This window comes from Micromonospora sp. CNZ297, from assembly GCF_007827625.1.
The window spans coordinates 1-17,658 of the sequence record NZ_VISU01000050.1; the positions used below are offsets into that span (position 1 = coordinate 1).

10 protein-coding genes, 1 rRNA gene and 1 pseudogene are annotated in these 17,658 nt (G+C 73.6%); 7 read left to right on the top strand and 5 right to left on the bottom strand.

From position 1 onward, the window contains the following. Together rrf and FB454_RS34210 are read left to right on the top strand one after the other, a co-directional pair. Positions 1-71 (top strand): 5S ribosomal RNA (rrf, locus tag FB454_RS35695); the annotation flags it as partial. Between the two features lie 206 nt (positions 72-277). Beyond that, a complete protein-coding gene (locus FB454_RS34210; RefSeq protein ID WP_145824229.1) occupies positions 278-904 on the top strand; it encodes an NADPH-dependent F420 reductase in 627 nt (208 codons plus the stop codon). 58 nt (positions 905-962) lie between these two features. On the opposite strand, the gene FB454_RS34215 is transcribed toward FB454_RS34210, so the two are convergent. Further along, a complete protein-coding gene (locus FB454_RS34215) occupies positions 963-2,780 on the bottom strand; it encodes a VanW family protein (RefSeq protein WP_030274941.1) in 1,818 nt (605 codons plus the stop codon). Between the two features lie 300 nt (positions 2,781-3,080). On the opposite strand from FB454_RS34215, the pseudogene nudC reads away from it, so the two are divergent. Next, positions 3,081-3,764: pseudogene (nudC, locus tag FB454_RS34220) on the top strand (NAD(+) diphosphatase); the annotation flags it as partial. A 16-nt stretch (positions 3,765-3,780) separates the two neighbouring features. On the opposite strand, the gene FB454_RS35700 reads toward nudC, so the two are convergent. Continuing rightward, positions 3,781-5,064 (bottom strand): lipopolysaccharide biosynthesis protein, encoded by a 1,284-nt coding sequence (locus FB454_RS35700; RefSeq protein WP_486485501.1) that lies wholly within the window; start codon positions 5,062-5,064, stop codon positions 3,781-3,783. Then, positions 5,061-9,683, bottom strand: coding sequence for an alpha-(1->3)-arabinofuranosyltransferase domain-containing protein (locus FB454_RS34225; RefSeq protein WP_145824231.1), 4,623 nt, complete (start codon positions 9,681-9,683; stop codon positions 5,061-5,063). Before FB454_RS34225 ends, FB454_RS35700 begins: the two co-directional genes overlap by 4 nt. 169 nt (positions 9,684-9,852) lie before the next feature. On the opposite strand from FB454_RS34225, the gene FB454_RS34230 reads away from it, so the two are divergent. Genes FB454_RS34230 through FB454_RS34240 form a run of 3 tightly spaced genes read left to right on the top strand, consistent with a single transcriptional unit; the run spans position 9,853 to position 13,669 of the window. Next, entirely contained in the window at positions 9,853-11,730 is a 1,878-nt protein-coding gene (locus FB454_RS34230) for a hypothetical protein (protein ID WP_369752259.1), read from the top strand. Then, a complete protein-coding gene (locus FB454_RS34235) occupies positions 11,730-13,439 on the top strand; it encodes an MmpA family trehalose lipid delivery protein (protein WP_013289077.1) in 1,710 nt (569 codons plus the stop codon). The genes FB454_RS34230 and FB454_RS34235 overlap by 1 nt, the downstream gene beginning before the upstream one ends. Before the next feature lie 35 nt (positions 13,440-13,474). After that, positions 13,475-13,669 carry a hypothetical protein gene (locus tag FB454_RS34240; protein ID WP_013289076.1) on the top strand — a complete coding sequence of 65 codons (195 nt, stop codon included), beginning with the start codon at positions 13,475-13,477 and terminating at the stop codon, positions 13,667-13,669. Here FB454_RS34240 and FB454_RS34245 read toward each other — a convergent pair. Together FB454_RS34245 and FB454_RS34250 are read right to left on the bottom strand one after the other, a co-directional pair. Continuing rightward, complete coding sequence (locus FB454_RS34245; protein WP_145824232.1) at positions 13,654-14,832, bottom strand: glycosyltransferase family 4 protein; 1,179 nt, start codon at positions 14,830-14,832, stop codon at positions 13,654-13,656. The two genes, FB454_RS34240 and FB454_RS34245, sit on opposite strands and share 16 nt — an antisense overlap. Before the next feature lie 151 nt (positions 14,833-14,983). Then, positions 14,984-16,234: an acyltransferase family protein gene (locus FB454_RS34250; RefSeq protein WP_091330609.1), complete on the bottom strand. Its 1,251-nt coding sequence runs from the start codon at positions 16,232-16,234 to the stop codon at positions 14,984-14,986. A 113-nt stretch (positions 16,235-16,347) separates the two neighbouring features. Between FB454_RS34250 and pgfA the strand changes: the two genes are divergently transcribed. Beyond that, on the top strand, positions 16,348-17,505 hold the full coding sequence (gene pgfA, locus FB454_RS34255) for a cell envelope lipid trafficking protein PgfA (RefSeq protein WP_013289073.1): 1,158 nt from the start codon (positions 16,348-16,350) through the stop codon (positions 17,503-17,505). The last annotated feature ends 153 nt before the right edge of the window (positions 17,506-17,658 follow it).

Consider the following 17,658-nt stretch of genomic DNA (forward strand, 5'->3'; position numbering starts at 1 on the left):
CGGAAGCTAAGCCCTCCAGCGCCGATGGTACTGCACTCGGGAGGGTGTGGGAGAGTAGGACACCGCCGGACAATCTTCCAATTCAGGGCCACCCCTACACGGGGTGGCCCTGAATTGCGTTGCCCCCCGGAAAACACCACGACGGACCGCCTCGGTCTCGTACCGTCGAGCCGGGACCGTCGACGCACGATCGCCCGCCGGCTGGGCGGCGCGAAACGTGACGTGTCGTACGCCGGGACCGTGATCGGGTCCGACCGCACGGGGTACAGGAGTGGGCATGGAGATCGGAATCATCGGGTCGGGGCACATCGGGGGCACCCTCACCCGTCGTCTGCGTTCACTCGGTCACGACGTCGCGGTGGCCAACTCCCGCGGGCCGCAGAGCCTGACCGACCTCGCCGCCGAGACCGGCGCCCGGGCGGTGTCGGTGGAGGAGGCCGTGCAGGGCGCCGAGCTGGTGGTCATCGCGATCCCGCTGAAGGCGGTGCCGCAGCTCCCCGCGGCGCTCTTCGACGGCAAGCTGGTGGTCGACGCCGACAACTACTACCCCCAGCGGGACGGGGACATCCCCGAGCTGCTGGACCGCAGTCTCAGCTCCAGCCGCTGGACCGCCGATCACCTCAAGGGCGCCCGGGTGGTGAAGGTCTTCAACAACATCCAGGCCGCGCACCTGATGGACGAGGGCAAGCCGGCGGGTACGGTGGGCCGGATCGCGTTGCCGGTGGCCGGTGACGACGCGGACGCCAAGCGGATCGTGATGGAGCTGGTGGACGAGCTGGGCTTCGACCCGGTCGACGCGGGCACCCTGGACGAGAGCTGGCGGCAGCAGCCGGACACGCCCGTCTACGGCACCGACCGGGACGCCGACGGCGTACGCGAAGGGCTGGCCGCGGCACGGCCGTGAGAATTATGGGAAAGGCCCCGCCGGATACGTCCGGCGGGGCCTTTCTGCGTCTCGTGGATCAGTCGTCGCCCGGCTTCGGGGCGCAGATGAACCGCGGCTCGGCGTCGTAGCGCCAGCTGAACTTCTCCCGCTTGAACACCTTGCCGTCCTTCTTGATGACCCGGAACGCGTCCTGGGCGAACCCGACAGCGCCGGCGGCGGCGATGCAGGTCGGACCCGGCGTCAGGTAGACCGTCTTCGGCTGGGTGATGTTGCGGCGCGGGCCGTACTCGGTCTTCACGCTGTCGTAGATCTTGGTGCTCCAGATCGAGACGGTGATCGAGTTGGACGTGTACGACGTGTCGATCAGGACGCCGTACGGCGTGTTGTTGCGGAACTTGAAGTCGAGCTGAGGCCAGTAGATGGTCGACTCGATCACCGCCGGGTATCGGCTGAAGTAGAACGAGTGCGGCTTGTGCTCGACGTCCTCCAGCCCGGCGTAGTAGGTGGCGTTGAACAGCGTGGTGGTGAACTGGGAGACACCGCCGCCGACGCCCGGCACCAGCTTTCCGCCGACGATCGTCGGCGCGTCCTTGTATCCCTGGTCGTAGCCGCGTTCGCCGGTGTGCCCGTTGAGCGAGAACGTCTCGCCCGGCTTCACCAGCGCGCCGTCGACGTCCTTCGCCGCACGGACGATGTTCTGGCTGCGCGGCGACGAGAGGCCGCCGGTGAATTGGGTGGTGAACGTCGACACCCGCTCCTTGATGCCGAGCTTCGCCAGCTCCGCCTCGGTCAGCTCGGGGGCGGCCGGCTTCAGCTCGGCGGTCACCGTACGGCCCTCGGTCTTCGGCAGCACCGCGAGCAGCGCCGGGCCGAGCGCGGCGGCGTCGACCTGGCGTCCGGGCTTACTGGGCAGCACCTTCGGCTTGCCGCCGCTGATGGTCAGTCCGGCGTCCCGCGGCTCGACCTCGAGCTTCGTCAGCCGGTCCCCCAGTGCGGTACGCAGCCGCTTGACGTCGACCTTCGGGGTGAGCGTGCCGGCGTCGTCGGCGGAGAAGCGCAGCGACCGGGCGATGGCGGCGGGCGGGACGGTGACCGAGCCGCCGTCGGTGGTGAGCGTGACCGGTGCGGCCACCGCGGGCCGGGCCAGCTCGGCGACGAGCCGGTCCACCTCCTCGCGGGTGGTGGCCGGCCACTTCTCGACGAGCGGCACGGTGACCGGCTCGGCGGCCAGCCAGCCGGCCTTCACCACCGAGGTGGCGCCATCGGTGTCGATCGTCAGCGCCGGCTTCGGGTAGACCGGCTTCGGTGTGGTCCCGGTCCAGATGATCGCCGGCATGGTCATCTCACGCCCCTGCGCGCCCATCACCTTGCGCAGGGCCGCCCCAAGCTTGGCCTGGTCGACGGTCACCACCGGCTCGACCGCCCGGGAGCCGACGAGCCGGCTCACCGCGTGCGCGTCGGCCTCGGCAGCCGCCGCCACCGTCGCGTCCACGTCGATGGCGAGCCCCACCTCGGACGGCTTCAGCTCGGCCTTGTTCTCACCGACTGCGACCGCGAGCGGGGCGTCCAACTTGTCGGCCCGGCGTTCCAGCTCGGCGCGGAGTGCCTGGGCCGCCTCCGCGCGGCTCCGCCCGCCCAGCTCGGTGCCGAGCACCGTGGTGCCGCGGGGCACGTCACCGGCGTACGCGTAGGCGCCCAGGCCGACGCCGCCGGCGAGCACGGCCGCGACGATCCCTCCGGCCAGCAGCAGCCGGGCCCGTCGCGAGCGTGTCGGCTTGGCCGCGCCGCCTCCGGGTGGTGTGGCGACCGGCTCCATCTCGACGCCGGGCCAGCTCACCGCCGCCACCTTGATGGTGGGACGGTCGTCGGCAGCCGGCATCTTCTCGCCGTACATCGTCACTGCAACCTCGATCGGAAGTACACGCGGGGACCGCTTCCCCCGCGGGAGACACCTACGGTAACCAACGCTCGGGCCCGCCGGGAGTGTCCGGTCCGGCGGTCGTGTCGGTTGACCGCCGGTGTCGCACCGATCACCCGTTTCGGGGCGGTGCCGCGGTGCGGATCGTGGCACGGTGAGCTGGTGCGGACACAGGATCGGGTGCCGGCGTACGGCGGCGGATGGCTGGACCGGGCGGCGGCGCGGCGCGCCGACGCGGACTGGCTGGCCGAGCGGCTGACCGACCCGGCGAGCGTCGTGCTGCCGCTGTGGCGGGGCCGGTGCCTGGTCGACGGGGACGGCCCGGTCCGGCTCACCGGTGAGCGGGCGTCGACCGTCCGGGCGGCGGCGGGCGAGACCGTCTTCCTCGGGGTCGACGGGGACGCCGCGGTGTTCGCCGTCGACCTCTCCGCGCTGGGCGAGCGGGCCGCCGTGGAGGCGGCCGCCGCGACACGGGCGGCCGACCTGCGGGCGCTGGCCGGCCGGCTCGACCCGGCCGGGGCGGCCGTCCAGGCGTACGCCCGGGGGTTGCTGCTGTGGCACCGGCAGCAGCGATACTGCGGCGCGTGCGGCGCGGCGGCGGTGGCCGGTGGCGGCGGACACGTCCGGACCTGCGCGGACGCGGAGTGCGGGCGGCTGCTGTTCCCCCGGATCGAGCCGGCTGTCATCGTGCTCGTCGAGGCGCCCGGCCCGCCGGGGCGCTGCCTGCTGGCCCGGCACGCGGGCGCGGCCGAGGGGGCGTACTCGACGCTCGCCGGCTTCGTCGAGGTCGGTGAGAGCCTGGAGGACGCGGTCCGCCGGGAGCTGGCGGAGGAGGCGGGGGTGACAGTCACCGACGTGACCTACCAGGGGTCGCAGGCGTGGCCGTTCCCGGCTGGCCTGATGGTGGGTTTCCGGGCCGTCGCCACCTCCGAGCAGGTCCGCGTCGACGGGGTGGAGCTGCTGGAGGCGCGCTGGTTCACCCGGGCGGAGCTGCGGGAGCGGATCGCGTCCGGTCGGTCGCTGGGCCGGGTGGACTCGATCGATCACCTGTTGCTGGGTGACTGGCTGGGCGCCGAGTCGCCGGCACGGCCATCAGCAGTGTCGTGACCACGGCCGTGGCGAGCGCCGCGACGACGAGACCGCCGACGGTACGCGGACGCACGATCGCGGCAACGGTCACCAGCGCGCCGGTGCCCAGCCACAGCGGTGCGGCCGGCCACCTGACGCCTCCGGCGAGACGGTCGTTGAGCAGAACGAACGTCACCGCGTAGAGCGCGCCGACGGCGGCGAACAGCGGCGCGTACCGGCCGAGCGCCGTGTAGTCGGGTCCGCCGACGAGCCGGAAGGCCAGCCCGCCGGCAACCGCCGACGCGCCCACCAGGGCCAGGCCGCAGGCACCCGTCACCGCGAGCGCGACCGTGCGGCTGCGGCGGTCCCCGCGGGCCAGGCGTGGCAGGGCGAGGACGGCGGCGACCTGCGGCGCCCAGAGCGCGCCCTTGGTCAGGACCGTCCCCACCGAGTACGCCCCGGAGCCCGACGGCGGCAGCAGTTGCCGGGCCAGGAGCAGATCGGCGTAGGAGACGACGAGCATCGCCAGCGTCGCCCCGCACCCGGCGGTCACCTGGGCGACGGTCAGGCGCGGGGCGGCCGAGGGACGTCGGGGCGTACCGGTGAGCCAGGCCAGCGCCGGTGGCGCCAGCGCGGCGGTGAGCGCACCGATCGCGAGCGCGCCGGTCAGGCCCGCACCGAGCAGCAGCCCCACGATCACCCCGCCGTAGCGCGCGGCGGCCAGCAGCGCCATCGCGGCGGCGAGCCGCAGGAAGCGCTGACCGCCCTGCAGTTCGCCGAGCGAGCGCGACGAGAGCACCACCGAGGCCGTGGTGACGGCCAGCAGCGCCGGTACCACCGCCGGCAGGTCCAGCGCAGCGACGAGCACCGGCGTCGCCACCAGCAGCGCCCCCGCGCAGAGGGCGGCGGTCAGCACGGTGAGCCGCCGGGTGTCGGACGCGCCGTGCCGGGCGTGGTGCACGGCGACCGCGAGTTGCAGGCCGAGCCCCGGCACCCCGGCGATGGCCACGAGGCCGAGGGCGGTGGCGAGCGCGCCGAGGTCGTCCGCGTCGAGCTTCCGGGCGGCGAGCACCGGCACCAGGTAGGCCAGGCCGTTGACCAGCACTCCGGCGAGCGTGACGGCGACGCCCGCCGCTCCCAGCCCGGTCCTCCGGCCGTCCGCCGGCTGCGGGCCCGGCCGGCCCTCGCTCACGTGATCTCCGAGACGCGGGACGCCGGGCCGTCCTCCGGCCCCGGCGCGACGTCCGGTCCCGGCCGCCCGTCCGAGTCGGGCTCGGCGCGACCGTCCAGGTTCGTATCCGGTTCGGCCTCGCCGTCCGGCCCTCGGTCCGCGTCCCGGTCCCGACCCGGCCCGGCGTCGTGCGCCGCGCCCGGCCCGGCGTCGCGGTCCGCGTCCCGGTCCGGACCCGGCTCGACGTCGAGGTCCGGCCATCGGCCCGGACCCGCGCCTGGACCGGCGAGGGCGGCGGGAGCGGCGACGGCCGCGGCGGCGAGGGCGGGGACGGGCGTCGGCTGCGCGGCCGGCTCCGGCGTCCGGGGGGCCGGCACGGCCGGGGCCGCCGCCGAAGCGGGCCTGATCCGGCGTACGGGCCGCCGGCGGGCGGTCGTGGAGAGCCAGAGCGCGCCCAGGGCGGCGACCGTCAGGAGTTGCGGCAGCACGTCGGTGTGCCGGTCGCCCGATTCCAGATAGACCCACCCGGCCAGCGCCACGAGCGCGCCGGGGAGCCACGTCTCGGCCGCCCGGGCGATCCTCCTGACCCGCCGGGGGTCGCTGGTCCAGGGCAGGCGACGCGGCCCGGGTACGGCGAGCATGAAGCCCGCCGCGACCAGCAGGGCGCCGAGCAGACCGCTGTGGAGCACGAGCGCGGCGGCGCCGACTGCGAGCAGCGGCAGCGAGCGGGTGAGCCGTCGCCGGGCCGCCGGTGCGACGACGACCGCGCGATCCCCGGCGGGCCGGCGATCGGGCAGCACCGCGAGCAGCACCACCACCGCCAGCAGGACGCCGCCGAGCAGCAGACCCATCCGGTACGGGGTGTCCGGCGTGAAGCGCAGCACCACGTCCCCGGAGACACCGGCGGGCAGGATCCAGCCCTGCTGCCAGCCGTCCACCACGAGCGGGGTGAGCGTCGTGCCGCCGACGGTCGCCTGCCAGCCGGTGTTGGTGTTCTCCCGGACCGCGAGCACCCGGTCGACGGAGTGCTCGGACACCCGTACCCGCCGCTCGGTGGCCGACCAGGAACCCACCTCGATGTCGCCGGCGGTGGCCTCCGCGGCGGGCGTCGCGGTCCGTGGCGTCAGCGCGACGCGGGTGGCGGTGGCGAGCGTGCTCGCGGTGGTGACGAGGCGGTGCTCCCCGCTACCCAGGTCGAGCTGCTTGGGTGTGGTCCGGCCGCAGGCGGTGACCGGCATCTCGCGCAGCTCCAGCAGGTCGCGGACGGTGCCGGTGAGCGTGGTGGTGATCCGGGACGAGCCGACCTGGAGCGTCGGGCCGGACCCGCAGGCCAGCTTCAGCGGCGTCTCCGGGCGGGGTGCGACAGTGGTGCCGAGGGGCAGCACCGTCACCTCGCCGACAGCGATGGGCAGCGGCTCGGGCAGCCGCAGGCCGTACGGGTCGGTGCTGGTGGCGGACGGCTTGTCGAGGAACTGGATGGTGATCGAGTCGGTCCGCATCGGCGGGTCGAGCGTGAGCACGCCGTCGTTGGTGAGCAGGTTGCTGCGGAACCCGTCGTTGCCGACCACCCGGACGCTGCCGATCCGGGTGGCGGCGGTCCCCTCCTCGACGGTGAACCGGATCCGGCTGATGACCTGCGGTTCGAGCCAGGTGAGGCGCAGGATCGGCGCCTCGTCGTTCAGCGCCGGTGACCAGCTCGTGGCGGGGTCGCCGTCGAGGACCGCGCCGGGCCGGCCGGCCGGGTCGGGCACCGCCGTCGAGGACGCGGTGACCTGCGGCGCGAGGCGCAACGGCTGAGCGTCGGCGACCAGCTTGTCCAGAGCGGCGTTCAGCTCCGGGCCGGGCGTCGGCCGCGCCCACAGCTTCGCGTCGTACGTCCCGGCCACCGGCAGTGTCAAGGTGCGGTCGATGGTGGAGGCGTCCTCCGAGCCGCGGATCGCGTCGGTGGAGCAGCGCGGGCGGCCGTCGACGGTGAAGCAGGCGGGCGTGGACGGGGCCGCCGACACGACCACGCCGGCGGGCTGGTCGGTGGCGGGAGCGGCGGGCAGTTGGAGGGTCCGGCTGGTCTGGACACCTGGGATCTTGATCTCGGTGATGCCGACCGTCTTGTCGCCGAACGGGCGCAGGTCGAACGCGGCGTCCACGGAGACCTCGACCTTGCGGGTGGCGTGCACGCCGGGCAGCTCGAAGACCATGTGGTCACCGAACTGCTCGACGGTGCGGCTCTCGTATCCGGCGGTCACGGTGACTGTGGTGGGCAGGGCGTCGGCCTTCAGGTCGAACCACACCTCCACCCGGGTGACCCGGGTCGGGTTCGCGAGGTTCACCTCGATCCACTGCCTGTCGCTGCGTGAGTGCGGCGCCGACCGCCAGGACGTGGCGGTGTTCCCGTCCATCGCCGCGTACGGCTGGTATTCGGGCCGGGTGCCGCCGGTCGCGTCGATCTGGGAGCGGGCGGTGGAGGCGCGGATCCCGCTGATGCCCTCGAAACGCGCGACAGTCGACCACTCCGGTCCCCAGTCGGGCAGGTAGTCGTGCGCGGGCGCGGACACCGCGAAGGTGTCGTCGGCGGTGAGCGTCTGGGAGGAGTTGTCGCGCAGCCGGCCGAACGAGACGTCGCGCCTCCGCAGCCCGTCGGTCATCACGACCCGCCCGGTGGTCTCACCGGCCTTCGCGTCGCCGGCCAGGATCGTGGGCGCGGCGCCGAGCTGGCCCGAGGCGGCCAGGTCGAGCAGCGACTCGGGACCGCCGACGACAGTGGTCACGTCGTCACGGTCGTACGCGACCACCGGCTGGACGGGCCGGTCCACCCGGTACACCTCAAGTGCCCGTCCGGGCACGTCCAGGCCCTGGTCGCGGAACTCGTCAGGGGCGTCGGAGCCGCCGCGTACCGGGCCGAAGGACACCACGCGGGTCAGGCCGGGCGAGCGTTCCAGCGCCTGCCGGACGACCGCGGGGCGGGCCGTGTCCGAGCGGCCGTGGTCGAGGTCGGCGCGGAACAGGACGTGGCTGATCCCGGAGCGGGCGAGCAGGTCGGCCAGGCCCGCCGAACCGGCGCCGGTGGCGAGCGTCGACTCGATCGCGTCCAGCAGCCGGATCGTGGCGGGCGGGGTGAACGGGATGGCGTTGCGGACCGCCCACCGGCTGTCCAGCAGCGGCTGGGCGATCTCGTCGGTGGTGCTGCCCCAGTCGTACGCGGGGAAGCGCGCGCCGGGGACGACGAGGACCCGCCCGCGTCCGGTGTTCGCGTCCAGCCAGTCGGTGGCCTCGTGCCAGTAGCCCGGCACGTCCTTCACCGCGCCCGGCGTGGCGAGGCCACCGGCGAGCGCCGGTGAGGCGACGCCCGCGACCGCGACCATCGCCGTGCCGGCGGTGAGCCAGGCCCGGGCCGTGGCGCGGCCACGGCGCTGCTCGGGCGCGGTCCGGGCCGCGCGTACGGCGAGGCTGACCAGGTGCGCCAGGCCGAGCGCCAGCGGCAGGCGCAGCAGCACGTCGAACTTGTGCACGTTGCGCAGCGGGGCGCCGATGCCGTCGAGGAACTGCTGCTGCGGCCCGGCGAGGATGTTCGGCAGGTCGCCGGTGTGCCCGAGACCGACGAGCGCGACGCCGAGCAGCAGACCGGTGATGAGGAACCGGCGGTGCGGCATCCCGCGCCGGGACAGGCCGAGCACCCCGAGCGCGGCCACCGCCAGGGTGGCCGCCACGAGCAGCGTGTCGTTGGCCAGCCGGGCACCGGCCGGGATGTTCGCGCCGAACGGGGACGCCAGGTACGCGACCCAGTAGGAGGCGCCGCGCAGCGTCGTGACCGCGTCGGTGACGCTGGTGGTGTTGCGGGCGGTCTCGATGTAGTCCAGGAACGGCGGGCTGTACCGGCCGAGGACCAGCAGCGGGATCAGCCACCACGCGGTGGCCAGGGCGACCGCGCCGCACCAGGCCGCGAGGGCGGTGACGCGGCGGCGCAGGGGCCGGAGCGTGGCGAGCCAGAGCAGGGCGAGCGGCACCACGGCGGCGACGGCTGTGGCGTTGACGCCGCCCGCGCAGGCGACGGCGACCGCCGACCCGGCGACCGCGCGGCGCAGCCGGGCGCCCCGGGCGAGTCCCACGAGCGGGATGAGCACCCACGGCGCGACGGCGCTGGGCCAGGACTCCACCGACGACCAGCCGAGCTGGGTCAGGATGCGCGGGGACAGCGCGAACGCGACACCGGCGATCATCCGGCCGGCGGGGCTGCCGATGCCGAGCCGGCCCGCCAGCCGCACCACACCGAGGTACGCGACGCAGAACAGCAGCGCCCACCAGAGCCGCTGGACGATCCACGGCGCGATGCCCAGTTCCGTCCCGAGCAGGAAGAACGGGCCCATCGGCCAGAGATATCCGTACGCCTGGTTCTGGAGCTGGCCGAACGTGCCGGTGGGATCCCACAGGTGCAGCGAGCGCAGCAGCCACCCGGCCGGATTGACGTTGAGGTCGACCTTCGTGTCCGGTACGACCTGCCCGGGGGCCTGCTGGAAGGCGAGGGCGGTGAGCGCGAGGCAGATCGTCAGGTGCCGGAACCGTCGCGCCGTCTGCCGGGCACGGCCGGTCTCCCGGGCGGGGGTGTCCGTCCCCGTCGGCGACGTTGTCGTCCCGTCCGCACGCATTTTCGGCTCCCGTCTCCGCCGGCCGTACGCGCACCTGCAACATGACGCGTGTCGCGCGACGTTATCCGGACCGGACGCGCAGTGGCGACCTGGGGGCGCGGCAGGGCGTTATCAGGAGAACGGCCGTCCCCACGGCGTGTAAGCGTGTGGCAGGCTGCCGACCATGTCAATGCCACAAGCAGCGGCCGAGACGCATCCGGCAGCCGTCGGCGCGGAGGACGACGGACCCGGACCGATCGGTCGCTGGATTGCCGCCGACCGCGTCCGCGCGGTCGCGATCGCTCTCATCGTCGTGTCCGTCGCGTCGCGCGCCGGGCTGGCCGCCCGTGGCTGGTTCTCGCAGGACGAGTTCGTCATCGCCGCGCAGGTGCTCGACACCCGGCTGGACCCGGACTACCTGCTGGGCACGTTCAACAACCACCTCATGCCGGCCGGGCTGGCGGTCGCGTGGCTGATGGTCCGGGCGGCCGGTTTCGCCGGCTGGCCGTGGATCCTGCTGCTGGCGGCCGGGCAGGCGGCGGTGGGGATCGCCCTCTACCGGCTGCTCCGTGATCTGCTGCGGCCCGGCTGGGGGCTGCTGGTCCCGCTGAGCCTGTTCCTGTTCAGCCCGCTGACGCTCGAGGTGTCGTCGCTGTGGCTGGTCGGGCTGCTCGTTCTGCCGCCGCAGCTCGCCCTGGTCCTCGCGGTGGCGGCCCAGGTCCGGTACGTGCGCACCGGCCGTAGGCGGCACCTCGTCCTGGTCGCGTTCTGGCTGGTGTTCGGCCTGCTCTTCGACACCAAGGCGCTGCTCATCGTGCCGCTGCTGTTCCTGCTGACCGCGTTCCTGTTCACCAAGGGCCGCGCGTGGCGCAGCCTGGTGACCACCGTCGTGCGGTTCTGGCCGGCGTGGCTGATGCTCACCGTGCTGTCCGGGGCGTACCTGGCGTACTACCTGACCCGCCCGGCCCGGGGGCTGGACGAGCCGACCTCGGTCGGGCAGGTCTTCTCCTTCCTCGGCGACCTGATCGGCGACACGGTGGTGCCGGGCCTGCTGGGCGGGCCGTGGCGCTGGACGTACGCCGGTGACGGGCCGCCGCTGTCCGACCCGTACGACATCGCGAAGTGGCTGTCCTGGGCGGTGCTCGCGGCGCTGATCGTGGTCACGGTGCGGCGGCGGCCGTCCGCCGGGCGGGCCTGGCTGCTGCTCGCCTGCTACCTCGGCCTGGTCGCGGCGCTGTTCGCGGTGACCCGGCTCGGCGGGCCGCTCGGGCCGCTGGTCGGCGTCGTCCCCCGGTACGTCGCGGACGTGGTGCTGGTGGCCGCGATCTGCGTCGGGGTGGCGCTGCTCGGGATGAAGGACAACGACGAGGACGACGTGTCCGCGTGGCCGCTGCCGACTGTGCTGCGGGAGCCGGGCGCCTTCGCCGTCGGCCTGGTCTCGATGGTGGTGCTGCTGGCGACCATCGGCGTGGGCACGCTGTGGAGCACCGCGCGGTTCGGCGACAACTGGAGCACCAAGCACGGGCGGGACTACCTGGCCACCACGCAGGCCGAGCTGGCCGCCGCGCCGCCGGGCACCGTCTTCTTCGACACGATCGTGCCGGACCGGGTGGTGGCCGGGTACTTCTGGCCGGACAACCTCCAGTCCCACTTCTTCCGTCCGGCGGAGCGCCGGCCGACGTTCGTGACGATGAGCGAGAAGCCGTCGACGTTCGACGAGAACGGCCGGATCCGTCCGGTGGTGGTCGAGGGACGCAAGGTCGCGCCCGGCACCGTGGAGGGCTGCGGGCACCTGGCCGAGGGTGGCCGGACCACCCGGATCCCGATGGACGGCTACCTGGTCGAGTGGCCGTACGTGGTGCACTTCGGCTACGTCAGCTCCGGTGACTCGACGGCGGTGTTCAAGCTCGGCGACGCCACCCGCGAGATCACGCTCAAGAGCGGGCTGAACGACGTGTTCTTCATGGTGGAGGGTGCCGGGTCCGCCGTCGAGCTGACCGTGAACACGCCCGGAGTCAGGTTGTGCACCAACCTGATCACCATCGGCCGGGCGGTGCCGAAGCCGTAATGACCGGACGTCCCGCCGAGGGCGGCGGCCCCGCGGTCCGGCGGTGGCGGGAGGCGCTGCCGCTGTACCTCGTGGCGGTCGTCGTCACCGCGTTGATCCTGGCCCCGCTCGCGGCGCCGGGCTACGCGCTGCGGTACGACATGGTGTTCGTCCCCCGGCAGCCGCTGAGCTGGGATCTGGTGGCCCCGGCGCAGAGCCTGCCCCGGGCGGTGCCGATGGACGCGCTGGTCTCGCTGGTGACCCAGCTCGTGCCGGGCTGGGTGGTGCAGCGGGTGGCGCTGGCCGGTGCGGTCCTGTTCGCCGCCGTGGGCGCCGGACGGCTGGTGCCGACCGAGCGGCGTGCGGTGCAACTCGTCGCCGCCGTGGCGTACGCGTGGACGCCGTACCTGGCCGAGCGGCTGCTGATCGGGCAGTGGGGGCTGCTGCTGGCGTACGCCGCACTGCCCTGGCTGGTGCGGGCGGCGCTGGACCTGCGGGCGGGCCGCGACGGCGCGCTCGCCCGGGTGGTGCTGCTCGCCGCGCCCGCCGCGATCACCCCGACCGGCGGCCTGATCGCCCTGGCGACGGTGCTGGTGCTGGCGGCGGATCGGGCCCGGCTCCGGCTGTCCGCGGTCGCGGTGGGCGGTGTCGCGCTGCTCAACGCACCGTGGATCGTGGCGGCCCTGGTGACCGGCGCGGGCGGCACGTCCGACCCGGCGGGTGTGGCGGCGTTCGCGGCGCGCGCCGAGAACTGGGCCGGCCCGCTGGTGGCGCTCGCGGGCACCGGCGGCATCTGGAACGTGCAGGCCACCCCGTCCAGCCGGTCCGGCACGCCGGCCCCGCTGGCGACCCTGGTGCTCGTGGTCCTGGCCGTGGTCGGCGCCGGCCTGCTGCGGCGCCGGCTGCCGGCGGGCGCGGCGGTACGGCTGGGCGTGCTGGCCGGCGGCGCGTACCTGCTGGCCGCCCTCGCCGTGCTGCCCGGCGGGAACACGGCGCTGAGCTGGGCGGTGGCGCACGTGCCGGGCGCGGGACTGCTCCGCGACGGGCAGAAGTTCCTCGCGCCGTACGCCCTCGTGCTGGTGGTGTGCGCGGCGCTCGGCGCCGAGCGGCTGGTGGCCCGGATCGACCGGGAGGTCGGCGGGATCGTGCTGGCCGGGCTGCTGCTCCTGCCGTTGGCCGCGATGCCGGACCTGGCGTTCGGCGGGGCCGGCCGGATCAGCCCGGTGCGCTACCCGGCGGACTGGCAGGCGGTCGCCGAGCGCCTGCCGGACGACCCGGGTGAGATCCTCGCCCTGCCGCTGACCACCTACCGGGCCTATCCGTGGAACCCGGGCCGGGTGGTGCTGGACCCGGCGCCCCGCTACCTGCCGGGAACCGTGCTCACCGACGACACGCTCGTGGTCGACGACGTCGCGGTGGCGGGCGAGAATCCGCGCCTGCGCGAGGTACGCCGGGTGCTCGCCGAGGGACGGCCGGTCTCGGCCACCGGCGTGCGCTGGGTGGTGGTGCAGCACGGTACGCCGAGCACAGTGGACCCGGCCGTCCTGGCCGGTCTCGACCTCCGGTACGAGGGGGAGTCGCTGAGCCTCTACCGGAACCCGGCCGCGTCGGGCTCGCCGCAGCGGGCCGGATCCGGTCGCTGGCTTGTCGTGCTCGCGTGCGGAACTGCCGTTCTGGTGGTCATGGCTGCCGCCTTTTCGACCCTACGCCGGCGAGCTACTGCGTGGTAACGTCCGCTCGCACGTCTCACCACTGGAGGAATGGCATGCGTAGAGCTCTAACCCTTGTCGTGTCCGGCCTGGTGGCGGCGTTGCTCGGGGTCCTGGCCCTCGGCGGGCTCTCCGCCGCCGCGACCGCCACGGCGGAGGAGGCCGCAACCGAGGCGCGTAACGCCTCGGAGGCGGCCAAGCGGGCCGGGAAGCAGGACCCGTACGCCCCCGAGGTCTACGGCAACAGGTAGGACGGGTCGCCCCGCCGCTGCACCCGGCGGGGCGAGTCCGCGGTCTCCAGCAGGGTCGCGAAGCGTTCCCCCGCCACCGGCCAGGTGAAGTTCGCCGCGTGCCGCCGGGCCTGAGCGCCCATCTCCTGACGCATCTCGTCGTCGTGCAGCAGCGCGCGCACCTTCGCCAGGTAGTCGTCGATGTCGTCGGCCAGCAGGCCGGTGCGCCCGTCGACCACCGCCTCCGCGACGCCGCCCGCCTCCCGGAACGCCACTGTCGGCGTGCCCGCCGCGCCGGCCTCCACGATCGTCAGCCCCCAGCCCTCCTTGAGCGACGGCGTCAGAGCGACCCAGGCCGAGGCGAGCAGCGTGGCCTTCTCCTCCTCCGTCACGAAGCCCCGGAAGTCGACCCGGTCGGTGATGTCCAGCTCGTCGGCGACCTCGCGCAGGTGCGACTCCCACCAGCCCTGACCGGCCACCACCAGCCGGAGCTGGGGCAGCTCGTCGGCGAGCGCCGCGACCGCCCGCAGCGCCACCTCCACCCGCTTGTGCGGCACCAGCCGGTTCAGCGTCACGAGCAGCGGGAACGGTGCGCGCCCGGCGTCGGTGCGGGGCAGCTCCGGCGTGCCGTTGTAGACCACCGAGACCTGCTCCGGCGGTACGCCGAGGGTGGCGAGTTCGCGCCGGGTCGCCTCGGACACGGTGACGTACCGGCAGCGCCGGTAGACGCGTACCGCCAGCGACGACTCGACCCACCAGCCGAACCGGGCGGCCCACTGCGGCAGGACCACCGGCCACTGCTCGCGGTGCACGTGGTGGATCAGCTTGACCACCGGACGCCGGGCCCAGAGCGGGGAGAGGAACGGCAGGCCGTTGCAGACGTCGACGAGGATGTCCGGCCGGCCGCCCCGGCGCGCGGCGAGCGGGCCGAGGCCGAACGCCCCGGCCAGGTAGCAGAGCGCGGCCCAGAGGTAGACGGTGTGCCGGCCGCCGCGACGGACGAACCGGATGCCCTCGTCGTTGACCTCGTCGGCGGGAGCCTCGCGGTGCGCGGCGCAGAACAGGGTGGCGCGGAATCCGCGCGCCACCAGCTCGGCGGCGATCCGTTCCACGTACACCTCGGAACCGCCGCCCTCGGGGTTGCGAGTGTCTCGCCAGTTGAGGAACAGCACGTGTCCGGGCATGCCGAAGCGACGCTCCACGCGAACCCTACTCTCAAGTAATTTAGCGGTGCGCGTCACATTAAGGGCTGGGCCTGCGCCCGGCAATGCCCCGAGCGGCGGCGTTGAGCCGCCGGGCGTCGTCGGATGACGCTCGGTGTTCGGCTGGTGACCGCTAGGCGGGTGCCGCGACGTCCGGCGTGGTGGCCGGGACGTCCGGCGTGGTGGCCGGGACGGCCGGTGCTCCCGCCGCCGGTCCGCGCCCGGTCGGCCGGCGGCGGCTCTGCGTGCCGAGCGTCTGGAGAGGGCGCTCGACGCCGTAGTAGCTGGCCGCGGCGTACATCAGTCCGAAGACCATGGTCAGGGCGAAGACGTTGACGAACTCGCCGGTGAACAGCGGCCGGTCCTCGAGCAGGTAGATCAGCTCGATGACCAGCGGGTGCCACAGGAACAGCCCGTACGACACGTGGCCCATCCACCGCGCCGACCCGGTGCTGAAGACCTCCTTCGCCCGGGTCGGGCCGCCGAACGCCACCGGGATCGTGATCAGGACGGCGATCAGGAGGTAGAGCGCCATCTTGGTGCCGAACTCGACGGCGGTCGGGCTGGTCAGGTCGCGCGGGCCGGCGATCGGCGTCGTCGCGATCGCCATCACCGCGACCGCGGCACCCCAGCAGGCGAGCGGCGCCGAGGCGAGGTCGTCGAGCACGCGGAAGGCGGCCGGCGCGGTGCCGGTACGCAGGGCCACGTGCGCCGCGGCCAGCGCCATGCCACCGCCGAACCAGGCGCCGTACGAGGGGAACCACATGGTGTGCAGCGCGCCGTCGAGCCAGCCGGCGCCCATCATGGCGATCCACGCGACGGTCAGCAGCGCGCCGGAGGAGGCGAGCAGGACGGTGCGGACGGGACGCCAGGTCCGGCCCACGGCGAGCACCGCGAGCAGCGGCAGGAGCAGGTAGAAGACGACCTCGGTGGCGAGGCTCCAGGTCTGGCTGAGCCCGTGGCGGAGCTGGCCCGGGCCGTAGATCTGGGTGAGCGTGAGGTGGCGCAGCCAGTCACCGGCCGACACCGGGTGGTTGCCGGGCAGGACGACGAAACAGACCACCACCGCCAGCCAGTACGCGGGCAGGATCCGCAGCGCCCGGCGCCAGAAGTACCGCTTGGCGCGGGGCCGTGGGCGCCCGGTGGCGACGGTGAGCGCCCACGGGCGGAACAGCAGGAAGCCGGAGAGCACGAAGAAGATCGCCACGCCCACGTCCAGGCGCGCCAACCAGCCGCCCCACGTGGTGTTCATGGTGACGGCGGTCTGGAAGCCGACGTGGTGGCCGACGACCGCCACCGCGCCTATCGCTCGCAGCGCGTCGAGGGCGGGAAGACGGCCCGTTACCGGTGGCTCCGGGATTGTTGGCGTGGTGGCTGTGGACATCTGGACATCCAGGGGGTCGCTTTTGCAGGTGACTGGGGAGTAACCTCCCGCCAATGCTAAGGATCGGGTGCCCCGGACGACAGACCGTAGGGCGGCAGGTTACAGGAGGATGAGTGAAGCTTCGCGTGGGCGCCGCGCTCTTCGGGCTAGGTGTCTTGTTGCTGGTCTTCGCGGCCGGGCTGCCGTTCTACGTGGCCCCCGCCGTGACCAAGCTGCCCTATGACCTGGAACCAACGACGTCCGTCGCGGAGGCGAAGGGCGCGAAGTTCCTACAGATCAAGTCCGAAGCCGGCGGCGTGAGCATCGACGTGCCGCAGGCCGACCTCGTGTCCAGCGTCGAGGTCATCCCGCAGCCGGAGGACACGAAGGACCGCTTGCCCAAGGAGCTGAAGGGCGACGCGGTCATCTGGAACGTCTTCCAGACGGTCAAGCGCGGCGACAACCAGGATGTGATCAGCCAGTACAGCACCGAGCTGGCGCTGTACCGGATCTCCGGCGCGGCGGCGCCGTGGGACGAGCAGTGGCTCAACGAGTCCGGCGCGCAGCAGACCCCGGTCGGCAACGTGCGCTACTCCGGCCAGATCTACAAGTTCCCGTTCGGCACCGGCAAGCGTGACTACCAGGTGTTCGACCGTGACCTGAAGAAGACGGCCCCGGCGCGGTTCACCGGCACGGAGAAGATCAAGGGCGTCGAGACGTACCGCTTCGAGCAGCGGATCGAGAACGAGCCGCTGAACACCCCGGAGGACAGCGTCAAGACGCTGCTGGGCAAGTTCGCGCCCGGCGCGACCAGCGGCCAGGTCGTCTACAGCAACACCCGTACGCTCTGGGTCGACCCGGTGACCGGCGCCTATGTCAAGGTCCGCGAGCAGCAGTACAAGGAGCTGCGCCCGGACACCGGCGCCCCGACCGTGCTGCTGGACGCGGACTTCAACTACAACGACGCCACGATCAGCCGCAGCGTCGAGACGGTGAAGGACAACCGTTTCAAGATCGGCCTGATCAGTGTCTGGGGTCCGATCATCGCCGGCGTGCTCGGCCTGATCGCCCTGATCGCGGGCGTGTGGCTGGTGACCCGGCCCAAGGGTGACGGCAGCGCCCGGCACCGCGCGGACGCGCCGACCTCCGACCCGACGCCCACCCGCGTGGACCAGGAGCCCGTGGGTGGCCCGCTCGACGACGAGATCCCGCCGGCGTCGACGAACTGGCGGTCCGACGATCCGTCGGTGCCGGCCCAGCGTTCGGGCGCCGGTGAGGTGGAGCGCCGCTGACCGGTACGCCGGAAGCACGACGGAGGGGTGGGGGGGGGGGGGGGCGCCCCCCCCCCCCCCCCCCACCAACAAACCCCCCCCCCCCCCCCGCGAAGAAATATCAATTATTAAGGATAGAGAATAAAGGTCGTTGTGATGAGGGACAACGGAGGA